The 18,706-nt window shown below is 42.1% G+C and carries 15 protein-coding genes, 20 tRNA genes and 2 rRNA genes (1 of these 37 running past the window's edge); 5 read left to right on the top strand and 32 right to left on the bottom strand.

Features of this window, described 5'->3' with window-relative positions; genetic code table 11:
- Nucleotides 1-1,012: 1,012 nt before the first annotated feature.
- Complete coding sequence (locus ACVHUV_RS09605) at nt 1,013-1,885, top strand: hypothetical protein (protein WP_462084451.1); 873 nt, start codon at nt 1,013-1,015, stop codon at nt 1,883-1,885.
- A gap of 943 nt (nt 1,886-2,828) precedes the next feature.
- Here the strand turns inward: ACVHUV_RS09605 and ACVHUV_RS09600 are convergent.
- The 5 genes from ACVHUV_RS09600 to ACVHUV_RS09580 form a co-directional block, all read right to left on the bottom strand.
- Nucleotides 2,829-3,623 carry an alpha/beta hydrolase family protein gene (locus ACVHUV_RS09600; protein ID WP_462084450.1) on the bottom strand — a complete coding sequence of 265 codons (795 nt, stop codon included), beginning with the start codon at nt 3,621-3,623 and terminating at the stop codon, nt 2,829-2,831.
- Entirely contained in the window at nt 3,613-4,077 is a 465-nt protein-coding gene (locus ACVHUV_RS09595; protein WP_462084449.1) for an NUDIX domain-containing protein, read from the bottom strand. The genes ACVHUV_RS09600 and ACVHUV_RS09595 overlap by 11 nt, the downstream gene beginning before the upstream one ends.
- A gap of 56 nt (nt 4,078-4,133) precedes the next feature.
- Entirely contained in the window at nt 4,134-4,463 is a 330-nt protein-coding gene (locus tag ACVHUV_RS09590; protein ID WP_317946443.1) for a transposase, read from the bottom strand.
- Nucleotides 4,464-4,579: 116 nt separating this feature from the next.
- The gene (locus ACVHUV_RS09585) at nt 4,580-4,765 is read right to left on the bottom strand and encodes a putative motility protein (RefSeq protein WP_317946442.1); all 186 of its coding nucleotides are present in this window, start codon (nt 4,763-4,765) and stop codon (nt 4,580-4,582) included.
- A gap of 56 nt (nt 4,766-4,821) precedes the next feature.
- A complete protein-coding gene (locus tag ACVHUV_RS09580) occupies nt 4,822-5,271 on the bottom strand; it encodes a Dps family protein (protein ID WP_317946440.1) in 450 nt (149 codons plus the stop codon).
- Nucleotides 5,272-5,365: 94 nt separating this feature from the next.
- Here ACVHUV_RS09580 and yidD point away from each other — a divergent pair, with 94 nt between their 5' ends.
- Both yidD and ACVHUV_RS09570 read left to right on the top strand, forming a co-directional pair.
- Complete coding sequence (gene yidD / locus ACVHUV_RS09575; RefSeq protein ID WP_462084448.1) at nt 5,366-5,599, top strand: membrane protein insertion efficiency factor YidD; 234 nt, start codon at nt 5,366-5,368, stop codon at nt 5,597-5,599.
- 113 nt (nt 5,600-5,712) lie between these two features.
- Nucleotides 5,713-6,831 (top strand): metal ABC transporter solute-binding protein, Zn/Mn family, encoded by a 1,119-nt coding sequence (locus ACVHUV_RS09570; RefSeq protein ID WP_462084447.1) that lies wholly within the window; start codon nt 5,713-5,715, stop codon nt 6,829-6,831.
- A 201-nt stretch (nt 6,832-7,032) separates the two neighbouring features.
- On the opposite strand, the gene ACVHUV_RS09565 is transcribed toward ACVHUV_RS09570, so the two are convergent.
- The 5 genes from ACVHUV_RS09565 to ACVHUV_RS09545 form a co-directional block, all read right to left on the bottom strand.
- The gene (locus ACVHUV_RS09565) at nt 7,033-8,466 is read right to left on the bottom strand and encodes an o-succinylbenzoate--CoA ligase (protein WP_462084446.1); all 1,434 of its coding nucleotides are present in this window, start codon (nt 8,464-8,466) and stop codon (nt 7,033-7,035) included.
- A gap of 100 nt (nt 8,467-8,566) precedes the next feature.
- Complete coding sequence (menB, locus tag ACVHUV_RS09560) at nt 8,567-9,385, bottom strand: 1,4-dihydroxy-2-naphthoyl-CoA synthase (protein ID WP_317946432.1); 819 nt, start codon at nt 9,383-9,385, stop codon at nt 8,567-8,569.
- Between the two features lies 1 nt (nt 9,386).
- A complete protein-coding gene (menH, locus tag ACVHUV_RS09555; protein ID WP_462084445.1) occupies nt 9,387-10,226 on the bottom strand; it encodes a 2-succinyl-6-hydroxy-2,4-cyclohexadiene-1-carboxylate synthase in 840 nt (279 codons plus the stop codon).
- The gene (menD, locus tag ACVHUV_RS09550; protein ID WP_462084444.1) at nt 10,219-11,931 is read right to left on the bottom strand and encodes a 2-succinyl-5-enolpyruvyl-6-hydroxy-3-cyclohexene-1-carboxylic-acid synthase; all 1,713 of its coding nucleotides are present in this window, start codon (nt 11,929-11,931) and stop codon (nt 10,219-10,221) included. Before menD ends, menH begins: the two co-directional genes overlap by 8 nt.
- A complete protein-coding gene (locus tag ACVHUV_RS09545) occupies nt 11,924-13,309 on the bottom strand; it encodes an isochorismate synthase (protein ID WP_462084443.1) in 1,386 nt (461 codons plus the stop codon). Before ACVHUV_RS09545 ends, menD begins: the two co-directional genes overlap by 8 nt.
- A 184-nt stretch (nt 13,310-13,493) precedes the next feature.
- Here ACVHUV_RS09545 and ACVHUV_RS09540 point away from each other — a divergent pair, with 184 nt between their 5' ends.
- Entirely contained in the window at nt 13,494-14,405 is a 912-nt protein-coding gene (locus tag ACVHUV_RS09540; RefSeq protein WP_462084442.1) for a 1,4-dihydroxy-2-naphthoate polyprenyltransferase, read from the top strand.
- 225 nt (nt 14,406-14,630) lie between these two features.
- Complete coding sequence (locus ACVHUV_RS09535; RefSeq protein ID WP_462084441.1) at nt 14,631-15,365, top strand: TraR/DksA C4-type zinc finger protein; 735 nt, start codon at nt 14,631-14,633, stop codon at nt 15,363-15,365.
- A 562-nt stretch (nt 15,366-15,927) separates the two neighbouring features.
- Here ACVHUV_RS09535 and ACVHUV_RS09530 read toward each other — a convergent pair.
- The 22 genes from ACVHUV_RS09530 to ACVHUV_RS09425 all read right to left on the bottom strand — a co-directional run.
- Nucleotides 15,928-15,999 (bottom strand) — tRNA-Glu (locus ACVHUV_RS09530).
- Nucleotides 16,000-16,006: 7 nt separating this feature from the next.
- A tRNA-Ser gene (locus ACVHUV_RS09525) sits at nt 16,007-16,097 on the bottom strand.
- A gap of 9 nt (nt 16,098-16,106) precedes the next feature.
- Nucleotides 16,107-16,181, bottom strand: a tRNA-Asn gene (locus ACVHUV_RS09520).
- Between the two features lie 3 nt (nt 16,182-16,184).
- Nucleotides 16,185-16,261, bottom strand: a tRNA-Ile gene (locus ACVHUV_RS09515).
- 1 nt (nt 16,262) lies between these two features.
- Nucleotides 16,263-16,336 (bottom strand) — tRNA-Gly (locus ACVHUV_RS09510).
- Nucleotides 16,337-16,342: 6 nt separating this feature from the next.
- A tRNA-Phe gene (locus tag ACVHUV_RS09505) sits at nt 16,343-16,418 on the bottom strand.
- Between the two features lie 79 nt (nt 16,419-16,497).
- A tRNA-Asp gene (locus ACVHUV_RS09500) sits at nt 16,498-16,573 on the bottom strand.
- A 2-nt stretch (nt 16,574-16,575) separates the two neighbouring features.
- A tRNA-Met gene (locus ACVHUV_RS09495) sits at nt 16,576-16,650 on the bottom strand.
- 200 nt (nt 16,651-16,850) lie between these two features.
- A tRNA-Ser gene (locus ACVHUV_RS09490) sits at nt 16,851-16,943 on the bottom strand.
- A gap of 19 nt (nt 16,944-16,962) precedes the next feature.
- A tRNA-Ile gene (locus ACVHUV_RS09485) sits at nt 16,963-17,039 on the bottom strand.
- A gap of 7 nt (nt 17,040-17,046) precedes the next feature.
- Nucleotides 17,047-17,120: transfer RNA gene (locus tag ACVHUV_RS09480), tRNA-Met, on the bottom strand.
- A gap of 22 nt (nt 17,121-17,142) precedes the next feature.
- Nucleotides 17,143-17,218, bottom strand: a tRNA-Ala gene (locus ACVHUV_RS09475).
- 7 nt (nt 17,219-17,225) lie between these two features.
- Nucleotides 17,226-17,302 (bottom strand) — tRNA-Pro (locus ACVHUV_RS09470).
- Between the two features lie 13 nt (nt 17,303-17,315).
- Nucleotides 17,316-17,392 (bottom strand) — tRNA-Arg (locus ACVHUV_RS09465).
- A gap of 28 nt (nt 17,393-17,420) precedes the next feature.
- Nucleotides 17,421-17,509 (bottom strand) — tRNA-Leu (locus tag ACVHUV_RS09460).
- Between the two features lie 11 nt (nt 17,510-17,520).
- Nucleotides 17,521-17,595 (bottom strand) — tRNA-Gly (locus tag ACVHUV_RS09455).
- An 8-nt stretch (nt 17,596-17,603) separates the two neighbouring features.
- A tRNA-Leu gene (locus ACVHUV_RS09450) sits at nt 17,604-17,685 on the bottom strand.
- Nucleotides 17,686-17,713: 28 nt separating this feature from the next.
- A tRNA-Lys gene (locus tag ACVHUV_RS09445) sits at nt 17,714-17,789 on the bottom strand.
- 5 nt (nt 17,790-17,794) lie between these two features.
- A tRNA-Thr gene (locus ACVHUV_RS09440) sits at nt 17,795-17,870 on the bottom strand.
- 22 nt (nt 17,871-17,892) lie between these two features.
- Nucleotides 17,893-17,968 (bottom strand) — tRNA-Val (locus tag ACVHUV_RS09435).
- 131 nt (nt 17,969-18,099) lie between these two features.
- Nucleotides 18,100-18,215: ribosomal RNA gene (gene rrf / locus ACVHUV_RS09430) — 5S ribosomal RNA — on the bottom strand.
- Between the two features lie 177 nt (nt 18,216-18,392).
- Nucleotides 18,393-18,706 (bottom strand): 23S ribosomal RNA (locus ACVHUV_RS09425); it runs 2,618 nt beyond the window's last position.

The following is an 18,706-nucleotide window of genomic DNA, read 5'->3' as shown; positions in this document are numbered from 1 at the left end:
GTTGCCCATTACTAGGCGTCGCTTCACCTTCCGCGTGCGCTTCATTGCGTCATTTGTACAACGTCAATTCTGTAATCCCTTCGTCTTTCGAAAGTTGCGCAACAGACTCATTGTGCGGTGGCATCATGCTTTAACGATTTCTTCTTTTCGTTCTTTCGTGTAAAGTTCTCTATTTTTCCCTGTATCCGAGTCACCTCCGTGTAATTTACTTAATTATATCACGTTAGCTATCTACGACATCTACCCTAACAGAGGGGGTGGTAAAGAGACTGAAACGAAAATCAACGTAATCGATGAAATTACCAATGGAGCACCGTTTGTTTGGAAAGCCTTATCGAGATTCCTAAAGAAAAGTATATCTATTTCTAACGGATTGGACTCATGAAATTGAGAAACAGTTTAACCAAAAAGTAGATGAGATGTTGACCAAACAATAAAGTAGGATTAAAAGCTGGAGGAAACTTCCCGTTTTTTTCTTTTTGAGCATAGATAACGTGGATTACAAGAATATATGAGTACCCGCAGGACGAGAGACTAAGTGGGTATCATGCTTAATTAGAATAATAGACTTAAAGTTAACCAATAAGAATTTCTACACAATGTGCTATATGTTAATAACATCTCCTTTTCTATCCTTTTTTTTTGGGATGTGTGTAGATAACGTAGATTATATTTATGATAATTAAGAACAATGCAGCGGTTAATGCCCCCAACCCGGCATAATAGTCGAAACCCCATCCAATATACAAACCTACCCCCACTGCTAGCCCGAGCTTAGCTAGTTCCCAACGCGATTTTTTCATAGTTTTTCCCTCCTAGGTTATTTCTATATTTTTATAATAGTCTTTTGGTTCTTTTTTTTCAAACAATTTCTTGAAATTCTTGTTCATTTGAGATAATATGGAATTAATACCGTAAAATAAAATTCCTTACATAGGTAGACAAGCAATGAAGGAGGGGTGAAGTGTTTACCTTAATGCGGTACAACAATTTTGATAGGGGGAAGTAAAGGATGAATAAATCGTTAAAGTTTTTCATTATAACAATCGTTTTAATTATGACTTTCAACACTTCATTTAATCCTATTGCTCTTGCGAATCAGTTTAAAAGTGAAGACACACCTAAAACGAATGTACTAGAAAAGAAAAAACAAGAAATCATTAATAATCATCTAACAGGAATCAATACTGAAACGGTTGAAAACAGTAGAGAACTCTCACCTGAAAGAAAGCGAATTGTAGACAAAGCTCTAAAAAATTGGAATGAAAATTTAATCTACAGCGACATTATACATGATGAGAAGGTTATTATACTGAAAACAGATGTCAAGGATACAATGGTAGCTATAACAGATTATATGGTAGAGGTAGTGGAAATACTTGGGGGTAATAATTTTGCTGTCAATGGGGATATAAACCACTTTGAGGTAACCGTGGAAGATGGCGAAGACCAACTAATTTCACCCGATAAAAACGTTGAGATACAATATTTTGACGGCTTTCTACGGTCTGGAGTAAAGCCTGGTCCCTGGACTAGTAAGGGTAGTAAATGGGTCAACTATGAAGCTCAAAAGAATTTCGACACCTACGGTACAGGCGCTCTAGTTACCATTATAAGTTCTCTTATAGCAGGGTTTCTTTCGCTACATCCAGCAGGTGCTATTGCTGTTGGGGTTGCAAGTGGTTGGGTTGCTTCTTATGTAGCAGCAGGCAAATACCCTACTGGTGTCGGGAAAGCTTTTCTGATTTGGTATAGAAATGGAGACAACCCACTTGCAGACAAAAAAATTGATTCTTTCGACTATGTAAATTATAGAGGAGAATGGAAATTTATGGGTATATCCAATTCTTACTATGTTAAGTGTTTAGCATGTAATGTTCAATAATCAAAGAACAGATCCTTATCTACTCGTAAACACCTACAGTGAATTTTTTTGTGACATGTGGTTAATTACATTTGCGACGGGGGATCCATTTGGATGATTTAGGTATACCTTATCATTGATTTTTTTGCAGACTGCTCTAGTCTTTCGGTGATGAATAGTTAAAACCTTTTGGGCTGCTTTGTAGTCGTAGCAATTTATTTGCTGTGTACCAAGCATCTAAAGGTTTTTTTGTTTGTCTTAAATGAAAAAGGTAAAAAATCTTTGGAACGGGTGTTATTGTATGAGCGAAAAGACTCTACAATCAAGTAATGGCATGAGGAGAGGCTTCTATTCCAGTTTGGAACAGACCAAGAACGGAATAAGAAAACCTAGCTTTAAATTTGAGGGAGATATTCTCTACAAACTGTATATCGATGAATTGGAGTTTGATACTCCGGTTAATCCCCACAATCATAACCACGTGATCCGTTTCTTCTTATGAAGAAGTTCACCGATGTTATTTCGGAAGATGAACGAGAGTATTGTTTTGACAGGAGTTATCGTAGCGACAAACAGTGGGGAATTGATAATTTCAGGTGTTTGTCTACAGTCTGGAGGCTGGGACAAAACTCTAAATAGACCGTTCCTCTGCGCTCCAAAAGGCACCCCTTCCGCGGGGCGCGCTTGAGCCTCCTCGTCCGATGCGCTTCCTGCGGGGTCTCAACATTCGCGCTACAATCCCGCAGGAGTCGGCCTTTTTCCGCTCCGATTCACTCAAAAATTCGAAAAGAAACATTGGAAAAATATAAAAAACTGCAAACGGCGAATTAGCCATAATGCAGCTTTTTTTTGTTATGTCCCAGCCTCCATAAATTTTATTATCCCGGGATTCTAGTAATACTTTTATTTTAGTACTAATATACGGTCAGAGTTTCTGTCTATCTTCCAACTAGCAAATATTGAGTTATTCCATCCCTTGCTGTTTCATCCACATACATAGGTCCCGCACAGTTTGTGCATTTTGAGCAGCCGGAAAGTAATGAGTATACTCCGGAAAATACCATGTCTCATACTTACGATCGTGTTCTCGTAACGCATCTTCCAATAGGATCGCCTGCTCGAATGACACGTTCTCATCTTTCATCCCATGAATGATGAGAATTGGTGCATTAATCTCGTTTACTCTAAATAACGCCGTCCGTTCCCGATAGGCATCAGGCATATTAATGGGCGTTCCGCCAATAACCCTTTTCATCATACGTCGCATATCTTTTCGCTCATTGTATGTGAAAATCACATCTGAAATCCCTGCCCAAGTGACGATGGAAGTAATGTCTTCACGTAGGATGGCGGTCCAAAGCGCCATGATTCCCCCTCTTGAAAAAGCGAAAAGATGGATACGATCTGGTTGAACATTGGGTTGTTGCTTCAAAACATCAACAGCAAAGATCGCATCTTGCCTATCGTTTCCAGCAAATTCATCCCGTCCTTCGCCTCCTCGATTGCCTCGATAATAAGGCGCAAAGACGACAAATCCTTGTGACGCAAATTGAGCGATGCGAGCTGGCCGTACCATGCCGATATGTTGCATGCCGCCTCTCAAATAGACAATGCCTTCATACTTCCCGTCAGCTTTAGGCGTAGCAAGCATCCCTTTAACCCTTAATCCTTCTGACATATACGTAATTTCTTCCAATCGAATATGTGGATTGGGTGATGGATAGCCTCTTCTATGTATAATTGTCGCATTAGGAACCATTGGCATTCACCCATTCCCGTATTTTCTGCATGCCTGCATCTTTCATATGAAAACTCAAGGTTGTACAACCCAGTAATTGTTCATCCGTCAACCAAAGAGCCCCTTCTGTTTCATGCAATGTCGGCTGTTCATCGATATGTGTCACGGTTCCTGTAAACACTGCCTTACAAAAGGGCTCTTCTCCATTGACAACGTATTCCGCAAAACGGACGAGATTCGTTATCGTTACCCCAGTTTCTTCGATTGTTTCCCGAATGGCAGCATCGATCACGGACTCACCTACTTCAGCTTTCCCACCAGGAAATTCAATTCCACGAATGGAATGACGAGTTAATAACCATTTCCCTTCGTGCTTCACAACAACGAGCACATGCCTCGCTTCCATGCCAAATCGATTCTCTCCAAACGTCAGCTCAACATGTGCTCCTTTTAAATCTTTGTAAGTTGTAATCATCGCCATCATCGTCCTTTCATTCCGATCAACGGACGAAAAACGAGCGGCTCGTTCATTTACGGAAGTGCCGGTCTTGTGAAATACGGCAGTCCTTCAATGAACTTTTTCGTTTCTTCATCCGAAAATTCATGGATCAATGCATAGATTTTCATTGTTTTGTCGTCTACTTCGTGGTTGTTCTTATCATAATGATAAGGGACGTACGGCAAGTGTGCACGTAAGAAATTCCTGAACTCCAACCGATCCATCTCTCTGAAGATCTGTTCAAATATCGGAAGAAATTCTCTACTCATTTCCACTTCGTACTCCCATGGTGATGCGTATTTATGCGGATAAACTTGCTGGCTTTGAACGGACACGTACATTTTCACTTTATCGCTTTCCATTTGAACCCCACCTTTTTTTCGTAGTATGGTTCTTCGGAACAAAACGATTCATGTACAATTGTAGCAGAATAAAAAGCACGAATTCCTTCTCTCATTGGAATTCGTGCTTTTATCAGTTACGCCTTTTGATCGACGACTAATCCTTTATGAGGATGGGATGCTGTGGATGGCTGATCCGGTAAGCTTTGCAACATATCAGTTGCTGCAGTCGTATTCATTGCCATCGCTTTATGCATGACACTCAGTTGAACAGTCGATTGCAAACTTCTCAATTGACTTGCCATAATGGAATTTAACTCCATTGTCCATTCCTCCTTTCACACTTCTATTATCGGAGGAATTGGATGAGGATGAAGAATTATTTATTATCTTCACCAAGAAATGCATTGAGCATCCATTGATGTTTTTCAATGCTTTGATAGACCGCATTCAGAATATCTTCTGTCATATCGTCTCCATTTTCAGCAGCGAACTCCATCCCTTTTTTCAAGGATTTCATGATTTTCGCAAAATCGTCTGCAATGGTTTTAACCATTTCTTCCGCATTTTCTTTACCTGTCGCTTCTTTGACGACTGATTCTTCAAGATGCTCTTTTAATGTTGCAGTTGGTTCTCCTCCGAGTGTTAGGATTCTTTCAGCAATTTCGTCCATATGGAGCGTCGCTTCGTTATACAGTTCTTCAAATTTCTCATGTAAGGTAAAAAATTGTTTACCTTTTACATACCAATGATAATTATGCAGTTTTGCATACATTACCGACCATGTAGACACTTGCTTATTCAATTCCATCATCAATTCTTTACTCATTGTAAAACCTCTCTTCGTTTATAATGCTTCTCCCTGTTAATTTACCACTAAAACAAATAAACTAAACATACAACAGAAAGCAAGGTGTTTAGAATTGAAGGCCATACTAATCGGTTTCATCAAAATCTATCAAAAAAGCATTTCCCCTATTATGCCACCGACATGCCGATTTTACCCAACGTGTTCCCACTATGGCGTTGAAGCGATTGAAAAACACGGTGCGCTAAAAGGAGCATGGTTAGCAATACGTCGAATTTCTAAATGTCATCCTTTTCACGAAGGTGGTTTTGATCCAGTTCCTGAAAAAAATGAGAAGACTGTTAAATGATTGTGCCGGCAATTGCCGGTTTTTTTCTTTTTTTATTGCCAAACTAATAATCATCTTGTATAGTAGGTATTGTTCAAATCGTAATCATTACTATTATTAGTCGGAGGTACAATATGAAAAGAACAAAATGGCTACTATTTGTCGGGCTTGTTCTGACATTAATTGTCGGAGCCTGTGGGCAAACAAATAAAAATGAGGAAGCAGCAACGGTGACTGATGGTACATTATCCATCTATACGACTGTTTACCCGTTACAATTTTTCACAGAACAAATCGGTGGAGAGCATGTTCATGTTCAATCCATTTATCCGGCAGGAGCAGATGAGCATACATTCGATCCTACCCAAAAAGATATGATGGCATTAGCAGATGCAGACTTGTTCTTTTATATCGGACTTGGTCTTGAAGGTTTCGTCGAAAATGCACAAAAGACGTTAAAGAGCGAACACGTCGAAATGATTGCCACTGCAGAATCCATTTCGGAAGATCGTTTAGGGGAAAATCACCACCATCATGATGAAGACGGGCATGATGAGCATGGTGAGGACGAACATGGACATGGTGAAGAAGGACATGATGAGCACGGTGAGGACGAACATGGTCACGGTGAAGAAGGACATGATGAGCACGGTGAGGACGAACATGGACATGGTGAAGAAGGACATGATGAGCATAGTGAGGAAGCTCACCACGACCATGACCATGGTGAATTTGATCCACATGTGTGGATTTCTCCAACGTTAAGCATTGAGTTAGCAAAATCTATTAAAGAAGCACTCATCGCAAAAATGCCTGAGCAAAAAGAAACATTCGAAAAGAATTATGATGCACTTGCTGATCAATTAATGGATTTAGATGAACGATTTGCTGACATGGCAAATAAAGCCCCATCCAAAACATTTTTTGTATCACATGCTGCTTTCGGTTATATTGCGAATGCATATGGATTAAATCAAGTAGCCATTGCTGGGTTGAATTCCCAAAGTGAACCTTCCCAAAAAGAGCTTACAAAAATCGTTGACCAAGCAAAAGAAGAAAACATCCAATACGTGTTGTTTGAGCAAAACGTATCGTCCAAACTGACCGATGTCGTCCGTAAAGAAATCGGTGCAGAATCTTTACAGCTTCATAACCTTGGCGTCCTTACGCCTGAAGATGTTCAGAATAAGGAAACCTATTTTACTCTAATGGAACGAAATTTAAGCGTTTTTGAACAAGCTTTGAGTAAGTAAAGAGAAACCAGTGCGAAGAAGGTAATCGCACTGGTTTTGTTTGTGGTAATTTTTAGTCCAAAGGTCATGAAATGGCGAGTACTTTGTGAACTTGATTGATAACTATAAATACAATCGAAAAGATTGTGAACTCGATTGATAACTTTTCCGAACTACTCGAGTCTTCATCCAATTTAACCCTCTAATACGCCACAAAACACCTTACAACCATTCCTTTAATTTACGTCGTACTAATTTATTCGAAGCATTACGCGGTAACTGTTTGACAAAATGAAACGCCTTCGGAACTTTGTAGCCCGCTAAATGTTGCTTACAATAAGCCACTAGATCGCTTTCTACAATTTTACCTTTACTGACAATAAATGCAACGGGTACGCTTCCCCACTTCTCATCTTCTTGACCACAAACCCCAGCTTCCACCACGAGCGGATGAGAGGCCAGGATATTCTCAATTTCAGCAGGATAGATGTTTTCGCCTCCTGAAATGATTAGATCTGAGCGTCGATCGACAATAAAAAGATATCCATCCTCATCAACATAGCCAATATCCCCTGTTGGGAACCAGCCATCAGTTGTGGGACTAACTGCAGCTGCATGTCCGATATACCCTGGAGTTACGTGCGGCCCCGCCACAAGTACTTCACCGACTGCGTCATTAGCTGAAACATCAATTTTAATTTGATTGAAAAAGAGCGGTTTGCCTGCTGAACCGATTTTACGTAAAGCATCTTCAGCAGATAGAGTCGCTGTTTGCGAACTCGTTTCCGTCATACCATACGTTTGTAGGACGGGCAATCTTCGTTCTCTCGCTCTTCGTAAATAGTCAACTGGGATGGGGCCCCCACCTGCCAACATCGTTAAAAAAGCTGTTGAGGCATACAGATTTTGTTCTTCCATAACCATTAAAAGCCGTTGCAAACTTGCCGCAACAACCGACATTCGTGTCACTTGCCCTCGCTGTATCTCATCTGCAACTGCATACTCATCAAATTTCTCATACAGACGTACAGTCATACCGTAAATAACGGATCTGGCTATAATTGAAAATCCGCTAATATGAAACAACGGCATTGTACATAGCCAACAATCATGTTCTGTCAAGCCTAGATTCAGAACGGAAGAAAGTGCACTGGACGTATGGTTCTCCGCTGTTTGTCGGACACCTTTCGGAAAACCTGTCGTCCCTGATGTGTACATAATCGTTAGCGTCTTGGAAGGCAGCCACCTATCCATGATGGATAATTCGGATTTGCCACTTGCATGTATATCGGAAAAAGACAAGATCGGTTTCGATAAATTAGTAAACTGAAATGAACTCTGATCATCCAATAATAGAGCTACCGCCTCACTATCGTCCAACTGCCACTTCAATTCACTAGATGTCAGCCGTGCGTTTAGCATCACAATCTCGAGTCCTGCTAACAAACAGCCATGAATCATAAACACCATATCAGGTGTTGATGAACCTAGTAACGCAATACGTTGCCCATCCTGTAACCCATTTGTCCGTAGTTTTCGAGCTATGTTTGTTGCTTCGTCCAACAGCTGACGAAACGTCCACTCTTTCTTGTCAAATGAAAGTGCAATTCGATTCGGAGTTAAATTTGCTCTTTGTACCAACCAATTTGGAATCATCTTTTTCACCTCTATTCATCAGAAAAGCTGTTGAAAAAAGTGTAGACAAAGCCATATTTGACTTTGTCTACACCATTTTAATGAGTGCCTTGGAGTTGCATCATGGGAAACGTGGGAACTGACCAAAATCAGGTTTACGCTTTTCTTTGAATGCGTCACGACCTTCTTTCGCTTCGTCCGTTGTGTAATAAAGGAGTGTAGCATCTCCAGCCATTTGTTGAAGACCAGCTAATCCGTCCGTATCAGCGTTCATTGCCGCTTTAATGAAACGGAGAGCTGTCGGGCTCATTGCAAGCATCTCTTCACACCATTGGACCGTTTCATCTTCTAATTGTTCATAAGGAACTACCGTATTGACGAGTCCCATATCCAACGCTTGCTGTGCATCATATTGTCGGCATAGATACCAGATCTCTCTCGCTTTCTTATGCCCGATAATACGTGCTAAATAACCCGATCCATAACCAGCGTCAAATGAACCAACTTTAGGACCTGTTTGGCCAAAACGTGCATTGTCTGCAGCAATTGTCAAATCACATACTACATGCAATACATGTCCACCACCAATTGCATAACCTGCAACCATTGCCACAACCGGTTTAGGTATTACACGGATCAGTCTTTGTAAGTCTAATACATTCAAACGTGGGATCTCGTCGTCTCCAACATAACCACCATGTCCGCGTACAGATTGGTCTCCACCAGAACAGAAGGCTTTTTCCCCTTCGCCAGTTAGAATGATAACACCGATACTTTCATCATCACGCGCCCGTGAAAATGCATCAATTAGCTCCATAACCGTTTTCGGTCTAAAAGCATTACGCACTTCTGGACGATTAATCGTCACTTTACCAATTCCATTGTACTTTTCGTATTTAATATCCTCATATGTACGGATAGTTTCCCATTGACGTGTCATACTAGTGCTCCTCCTTTTGTATAGCTAAAATAAATTCCTTTACCATTGTAGCAAACAATGACGGTTTTTCCACGTGAATTGCATGGCCTGCTCCAGGTACGATCGTATGTTTCCACAACGATGCAATTTCATTCATTTCCCGGGCAATAGTGACAAATTTCTCATCTAACTCTCCAGTAATCAACAATACGTTTTCCCTTAAATTACCAATTAATCCCCAATACGATGGTTGACTACCTGTCCCAATTCCACGCAAGCTGTTTGCTAAGCCTTGGCCGCTTTGTTGTAACCGCTCGTTTCTAATTTGGATACGTTTCTCTTCTGGTAACTTTTTTTGGGATTGAAACAACGGGATGTTTTCCCAATTATCGACAAAAGGACGAACACCTTCAGCTTCAATCCTACACGCTAACTTTTCATCTGCTTGGCGTCTTGCAATTCGTGCTTCTTCTGTAGCTAACCCTGGTGAAGCACTCTCTAACACAAGTGCTTGGATTTGTTCCGGGTATTGAATTGTATAGGCAAGCGCAATGCGGCCACCCATCGAATAACCGACTAACACGAAGGATTGCAAGGACAGCTTTTGAAACAACATATGTAAATCAGCAATCTGCTCTTCCATTGCATACCGGGCAGGAACTTCAGGTACACCTGTCTTGCCATGTCCAGTCAAATCGACAGCAATTGTTCTGAACTCACTTCCAACATGTTCAAGAACTTCTCGCCAAGTCGTTGTTGAACCTGTAAACCCATGTAGAAAGACGATTGTCGGTAATTGTGCATCTCCGTTCATGACAACGTGAATCGGTAATTCACGAACAGTAATTGTCAATTCAACCAATCGTCTTCACCCTTTCAACCACATCAGCCCAATAAGCACGGTGATTTTGTACGTTTACAGGTCTACTTGTAAATACTTCGATGATGCGGATAGGTTTAACTTTGTCCTTCTGTATTTCCTGCACAAACTCTTCTTTTGTGTGAACGGACGCATACTGTGCATCATACATTGCACCAATATGTTCAAACGTCAAGCCGGTCGGTGTCCCAAATAACTCCTCGAAGTGATTTGGCTCAGATGCTTGTGGTAAATAAGAGAAAATACCACCACCATCGTTGTTTAAGATCACTATCGTTATACTCGTTTCGTGAAAACGCGACACAATTAGGCCATTAACGTCATGGAGAAATGCTAAGTCTCCAATAAGCAAAAATGTAGGTCTTTTACGAGCACGTTCGATGCCAAGAGCAGTTGACACAACTCCATCAATCCCGTTTGCTCCCCGATTGGCAAAAAGCATGAGTTCCTTATCTGTTGCACAGAAAAACGTATCGAGGTCTCGGATTGGCATACTACTGCTGCTTATTAAGTCACTGCCAGTAGGAAGATTATCTAGTAAACATTTCACAATGATTCCTTCGTCGCCTAACGTCCCTTCATAATGACGTGTACATTGTTCGGCTTCTTGATTAGCGGTCGCCCATAACTTTGCATATTCCGTACGCTGAAGTTGATCAACAGCTGTAAAAAAAGCATGTGGTGATGCTTGTACATGGTGCGTAACTACACCTAGCGAATCATGGAACTCAGGAGACTCATCAAACACGACATAAACTGTAGGCTTTGTTTTCTTTAAAAACAGAGACAATGGTTTGGACACCGGTTGTGGGCCAAAACGAATAACCGTATCAGGCACTGCGATATCTGCAAAATGCTCACTCTTTAGCAATGCATCATAATGGGCTATGCACAGATGAAGACAATCTGTCGGAACCTCTGAACGTAAATTGGATAATGGATCACATAGTACCGGCCATTGCAGGGATTTAGCAAAATGCCAAAATGCTTTTTTATCAAAATTAATCGGCATTTCACCTACAATAAGCAAACCTTTTTTTGCATTAGCAATAAGATTATTTAGCTGTCCCTTCATTGGCAAAGAAAGTTCATTCTCTCCTACAATACGTTCCATAAACGTTATCGGTGGTGCAGGTCTATCAAAATCGATCAGTAATGGTTCACGTAAAGGGATGTTTAAATGAATCGGTCCGGTTGGCTGTGTCATTGCGATAGCAACTGCCCGTTGCGTATGCCGTTCAAGAAAAGTATCCAATTCATCATTATCCTCAGCCAACGGTAAATCCACACTGAATTTTACATGCTTGCCATACATATTCAATTGGTCGATTGCTTGAGGGGCCCCTACACCTCTTAGTTCATGTGGTCGATCGGCAGTCATGACAATTAAAGGTATGCGTGCATAATACGCTTCTGTCACTGCAGGATGATAATTGGAGGCTGCGGTTCCAGACGTACACAAAAGGACGACAGGATTGCCTGTCGCCTTTGCTAAGCCAAGTGCAAAATAACCAGCAGATCGTTCATCGACTTGCATGAAAGTTTGTATGTGTTCATTCGCTGCAAATGCATAAGCGAGCGGTGTTGATCGAGATCCTGGACTAATGACGACCGATTTCACTCCAGCTTGCATCAAAGTCTGCGTTAATCGTAATACATGGTTGGTTAACACTTTTCGTTCATCCATTCAACTTTCCTCCAAGCGCCCTTAACACCGGTCTAAACTTGACCCAAGTTTCTTCATATTCTTCTTCAGCAACAGAATCGGCCACAATTCCTCCACCTGCGTATAAATATGCTTTGTTTCCATCCAACAATGCAGATCGTATGCCGACAGCAAACTCACCATTCCCTGCCGTATCAGTCCAACCAATTGGCGCTGCATAATAACCACGATCTAATCCTTCCTCGTTCCGGATCATGTCAAGAGCAACCGTCGTCGGGACACCACCCAATGCAGGGGTCGGGTGCAATGCTTGTACAAATGAGAAAATGTCACTCTTCTGCTTAATTGTGCCTTGAACAGGTGTGTGCAAATGCTGGATATCCCGGATTTTCATTAACTTCGGCACTTTCGGAACGCACACATCTTCACAATACGCCTCAAATACATCAGATATCATACTCACTACATGTTGATGCTCTTCGCGATTTTTCGGATCGCCTAACAATCGCTCACCTAATTCTCGGTCTTCTTGAGCAGTTTTTCCCCTACGAATCGATCCAGCGACACAAGCAGAATAGGCTTCTCCATTTTTCACCTCAATTAAGCGTTCAGGTGTAGCACCAAAAAATAAGGACTTTCCTTGTTGAAGTCCAAAATGATAACTTTCTTGCTGTTCATTTGTAATGGATTGCAATGTACGTGCAACAGATACCTCTTGTTCAAATTCAAGTTCAATTGCTCGTGCAATGACAACTTTGTCCGCTTTTCCGAGTCGAATTTTTCCAGTCACATTTTCAACAGCTTTTAAATACGCTTCTTTGCCACGCTCTTTTGTTGCAATGACTTGATTTGTATCTGTGAATGAAAGCTCCTCCACTTGTGCAGTATGAATAAGTCTATCCCGTTCTTCACGTAGTTCATCAAAAGATGATAAAACATCTTTTTGATCTGTCACTATGTTAATCGAAATGTACGTCTTCCCATGTTCAATCTTTAATTGAAAGGCCGGAACAATAAAATAAGCAGATGGGAAGGCATCCCATTCTGACGGCTGTCTGTTCCGTTCATCGTATGAAAAACCACCAAACAGAACTGGCTCGATATCTTTATCTTCTTTTACTAACAGTGCACACAACTGCTTCCACTTACTTGCGATCTCCTCATAACGCTTGTCCTGCTGTTCACTGACAATTGTATAGGCATGCCCTACACCGACAAGCGTCATCGTCTTATCAGCATTTTGCCAATAGAACCGCTCGTTCTTATAGTGCGATGCACCTGCTTCGAAAAATGATAAAGGAGAAATCCTACCAACCTCCACTGTCTCAGTGAAAAACTGGGTATGAGGAGACAGTGGCACTTGTTTCGTGCTGCTGACATCCGTTATTTTGTAGCTCATCATTTTCTCTCCTTCAGTGTAATCAATTAAAATTCCGTTCACCATATAAGTTGTTTTATTTACATCTTACTTACATTATACCGAAAATCATAAGAACACGCATATATAATGCAAAGAAGGATACCTCTTTTCGTCGATTTAGAGTACAATGAATAACGGAAACCTTAGAATAGGAGAGAGGAAATTGCAACATACTATTAAAGCAGACACCGGTTGGCGAATTTGGTGGCAATTGACAAGACCCCATACGTTAACAGCAGCATTCGCCCCCGTCTTTTTAGGGACAATGATCGCACTCACATACGGCGACCTACATTTCCCATTATTTTTGGCTATGCTTATCGCAAGCTTATTCATACAAATGGCAACTAATATGTTCAATGAATATTATGACTTCAAAAGAGGTCTGGACACAGAGCATTCTGTAGGTATCGGTGGAACGATTGTCCGAAATGGCATTAAAGCTCAAACTGTTTTAGCCATCGCCTTGGCACTTTACGCTGTTTCAATGTTGATTGGTGTATATATCTGTTCCCAAACCTCTTGGGGATTAGCACTTGTAGGGCTTGTGTCCATGCTGATCGGATACTTATATACAGGTGGACCTTACCCAATCGCCTATACACCATTTGGCGAACTTGTTTCAGGTGTCGTCATGGGGATGCTGCTCATATTAATTGCCTTTTATATTCAAACCGGTACAGTAACCGCACTAGCCATACTTATTTCAATTCCAAGCATGTTGCTCGTTGCAGCAATCATGTTAGCGAATAACATTCGGGATCTTGAAGGAGATAAAATCGGAGGCAGAAAAACACTTGCCATTCTCGTCGACAGACCCGCTGCCATTAAAATACTTGCGACGTTTTTCTGCATCAGCTATTTATGGGTGATAGGTCTTGTTATTCTTGGTCAATTGACACCATGGGCATTACTTGTTCTAATCAGTATTCCTAAACCGATTAAAGCTATTACAATCTTCCATGCACATCTTCTCCCATTGGAGGTAATGCCTGCGATGAAGCATACAGCAGTGACCAATACGATATTCGGTCTACTGCTCGGAATTGGTATCCTGATTGGACATTTGGTCTAAACACCCATCATTTATGTCAATAAAACACATACGAAACCGCATGATGTCAAAGTTTGTTATACTTTGCGCCATGCGGTTTTTTCGTTTAAATCTGACGAAGTTATCGATAAATGTTTAGTTTCGCTACAGCATAGGGAATTGAAAACTACTTAGCATTATTTCTTAGCTATGAACTTGCATGAAACAGACCATACTACGAAAACAATTTCAAAGGAAGTGCTAATCATGTTAACAGATCACCAAAAAACGTCTCTTCGAGAAGAATTATTGCAATTGCGAACGCAGTTAACGAAAACTGAACAAGAAACTGACATTAAACAATCCTCTCAAAATGATGTTGGCGAATTATCCATGTACGACAATCATCCTGGTGACATGGGAACCGAATTATATGAACGGGAAAAGGATATGGCGATTAATGTACATGCGGGGGATGAATTAGAAAAGATTGAGCACGCTCTAGAAGCGATGAACGAAGGTACTTATGGGTATTGTAAAGAGTGTCAAACAGAAATCCCCTACGAGCGTTTGGAAGCAATTCCTTACACGTCCTATTGTTACGAACATGCAACTGAGCGATCCATTCCTGAAGACCGACCAGTTGAAGATGAATTATTGGTTATGGCAAAGGCAAATTCCTTTGCAGATCGAAGAGAAGGTATACGGAGAGACAGTGAAGACAGTTTTCAAGAAATCGCCAAATCAGGCACATCAGAAACACCATCAGATTTTATAGGAGACCATGATGACTATAATTCTTTATATGACGATGAAATACTTGATGGGGCAGCTGACCAAATGGAGGAATTCGTCAGCACAGATATTACCGGAGAAAAACGCGGTTTTGTGCGATCAGAAAAATCGGAGGAATACGAACAAACGTTAGATGATGAAGGGTTGGAGTCATCCATGGGCAATATCCCTTATCATCAAAAAGATAGCTATTTGAATGAAAGATGAGATGGTGATAAAACGTTGAAGTCTACTGTTATTACTATTGACCCTGTAAAAGCAATAAAACCGTCAGTTCCTTTTCAAAGGGGCATGACGGTTTTTTCCTTAAAAATATAGCTAACTCAACGCTCCCTTCCTCATATCAACTCCAGACAACGAAAAAAATCGCATCCATATTGAACGAAGGAAACGCTCTTGTATACACTAGAGCTCAAGTAAACGATACGCTTTTAGCAATCAATACTTTATAAACTGTTCATCCGTCCGATGTAACGAAAGTTATACGGATGCAGCGCTGAGGAAATTGAAGCATCCAGCATATTAAAGAAGCAACAGGCCAATCCATATCCATCAAGTGATCAATTGCACGATGTTAGGGATCGTAATTAAATGTGTAAAAGTAGAGGAAAGGAAAGGAAAGAAAAGTGCAAAACAGAAAAAACACATGATGAATATGCGTACATGTATTTATTTTTATTGAATTTGTACAAACACCCCAACAAATATTATAGAAACAAAATAAAAAGAACTGCATTCGTATAAATGAATGCAGTTCTTTTTCTAGTTATGACCCCTACGGGATTCGAACCCGTGTTACCGCCGTGAAAGGGCGGTGTCTTAACCGCTTGACCAAGGGGCCAACAATATGGCGGAGAAGGAGGGATTCGAACCCTCGCACCGCTTTCGCGATCTACACCCTTAGCAGGGGCGCCTCTTGAGCCACTTGAGTACTTCCCCGAGTTAATATGGCTCCGCAGGTAGGACTCGAACCTACGACCGATCGGTTAACAGCCGATTGCTCTACCACTGAGCTACTGCGGAATATGGTGGGCCTAAGTGGACTCGAACCACCGACCTCACGCTTATCAGGCGTGCGCTCTAACCAGCTGAGCTATAGGCCCATGGAGCGGGTGAAGGGAATCGAACCCTCATCATCAGCTTGGAAGGCTGAGGTTTTACCACTAAACTACACCCGCAAATAATGGTGGCTCAGGACGGAATCGAACCGCCGACACAAGGATTTTCAGTCCTTTGCTCTACCGACTGAGCTACTGAGCCACAAGTGACTTAGAAAAAAGTTTCTATCTTTCAAGATCAACCTATTCTAAAATCAAAATCTTTATGTAGTACTAAAGAATGGCGGTCCCGACCGGGATCGAACCGGCGATCTCCTGCGTGACAGGCAGGCATGTTAACCGCTACACCACGGGACCTTTGGTTGCGGGGGCAGGATTTGAACCTGCGACCTTCGGGTTATGAGCCCGACGAGCTACCACTGCTCCACCCCGCGATAATATTAGTTGTAGGAACTTTAAAGCCTACGCATTCGGTATTTCGTGAGACTTTGTTGTAATTTCCTTTTAGGAAATTACACAAATCACATTCTGCGTGATGTGATTTGCTCCACCCCGCAATAATATTAGTTGTAGAAAATTTAAATCCTACGCTATCAGTGTTTCATAAACCTACCACTACTGTTTTAATACATTATGGCGGAGGAAGAGGGATTCGAACCCCCGCGGGCTTTAACACCCCTGTCGGTTTTCAAGACCGATTCCTTCAGCCAGACTTGGGTATTCCTCCGTATTCACTATTCAAATAGTGGTGGACCTTGCAGGACTCGAACCTGCGACCGGACGGTTATGAGCCGTCTGCTCTAACCAACTGAGCTAAAGGTCCTTTAGGATGGCGGCAGAGGGAATCGAACCCCCGACCTTACGGGTATGAACCGTACGCTCTAGCCAGCTGAGCTACGCCGCCAAGAAAAGTAATAATATTATATTGGTGGAGCCTAGCGGGATCGAACCGCTGACCTCCTGCGTGCAAGGCAGGCGCTCTCCCAGCTGAGCTAAGGCCCCAATATGATGGTCGGGAAGACAGGATTCGAACCTGCGACCCCTTGGTCCCAAACCAAGTGCTCTACCAAGCTGAGCTACTTCCCGTCGTTAAGCTTAATGGCGCGCCCGGCAGAAGTCGAATCCACAACCTTCTGATCCGTAGTCAGACGCTCTATCCAATTGAGCTACGGGCGCATATCGATGTTTCATTGACTAAAAATAATGGTGCCGAGGACCGGAATCGAACCGGTACGGTAGTCACCTACCGCAGGATTTTAAGTCCTGTGCGTCTGCCAGTTCCGCCACCCCGGCAATTATTCATATGGAGCGGAAGACGGGATTCGAACCCGCGACCCCGACCTTGGCAAGGTCGTATTCTACCACTGAACTACTTCCGCATTGAAAGTGCGGGTGAAGGGAGTCGAACCCCCACGCCTTGCGGCACTAGATCCTAAGTCTAGCGTGTCTGCCAGTTCCACCACACCCGCATAATTGGTTCAAAACAGAATTTATAAATGGTGAGCCATGCAGGATTCGAACCTGCGACCCTCTGATTAAAAGTCAGATGCTCTACCGACTGAGCTAATGGCTCAAAAGTGGTGCCGGCGAAAGGACTTGAACCCTCAACCTACTGATTACAAGTCAGTTGCTCTACCAGTTGAGCTACACCGGCTAAGTGTAATGTATAGATAATATGGTGGAGGATGACGGGTTCGAACCGCCGACCCCCTGCTTGTAAGGCAGGTGCTCTCCCAGCTGAGCTAATCCTCCATGGTTTAAATGTGATAAGCTGTGCACTTTTTTGTCAGCTTCATTCACTCAATCGTTTCTTCAATCCACTTGCTACTCCGCTTTAAACGGAAGTTGTCCATGCGTGTTGCATTATGTAATGAATCTTGCAGGCCCGGCGACGTCCTACTCTCACAGGGGGAAGCCCCCTACTACCATCGGCGCTGAAGAGCTTAACTTCCGTGTTCGGTATGGGAACGGGTGTGACCTCTTCGCCATCATCACCAGACCTTCGTCTCGTTCAATGAGGACAATATTAATTATACCAACTTTGGTGAGTTTTACAAGCACTTTTTTTATAAAAGTATTTTCAAAAAACTCGATAGAACGAAAATCTTGTTCGTTCAAAACTGAATAAAACCAACATTGTTGCTAAACACAAGTTCAACCATACTTAATTAACATAAAGGATAAGTCCTCGATCGATTAGTATCCGTCAGCTGCACGTGTCGCCACGCTTCCACCCCGGACCTATCTACCTCATCATCTTTGAGGATCTTACTTACTTGCGTAATGGGAAATCTCATCTTGAGGGGGGCTTCATGCTTAGATGCTTTCAGCATTTATCCCGTCCATACATAGCTACCCAGCGATGCCTTTGGCAAGACAACTGGTACACCAGCGGTATGTCCATCCCGGTCCTCTCGTACTAAGGACAGCTCCTCTCAAATTTCCTACGCCCGCGACGGATAGGGACCGAACTGTCTCACGACGTTCTGA

It is taken from the genome of Sporosarcina saromensis (assembly GCF_054901285.1).
This window is presented reverse-complemented; position numbering and strand designations above follow the sequence as displayed.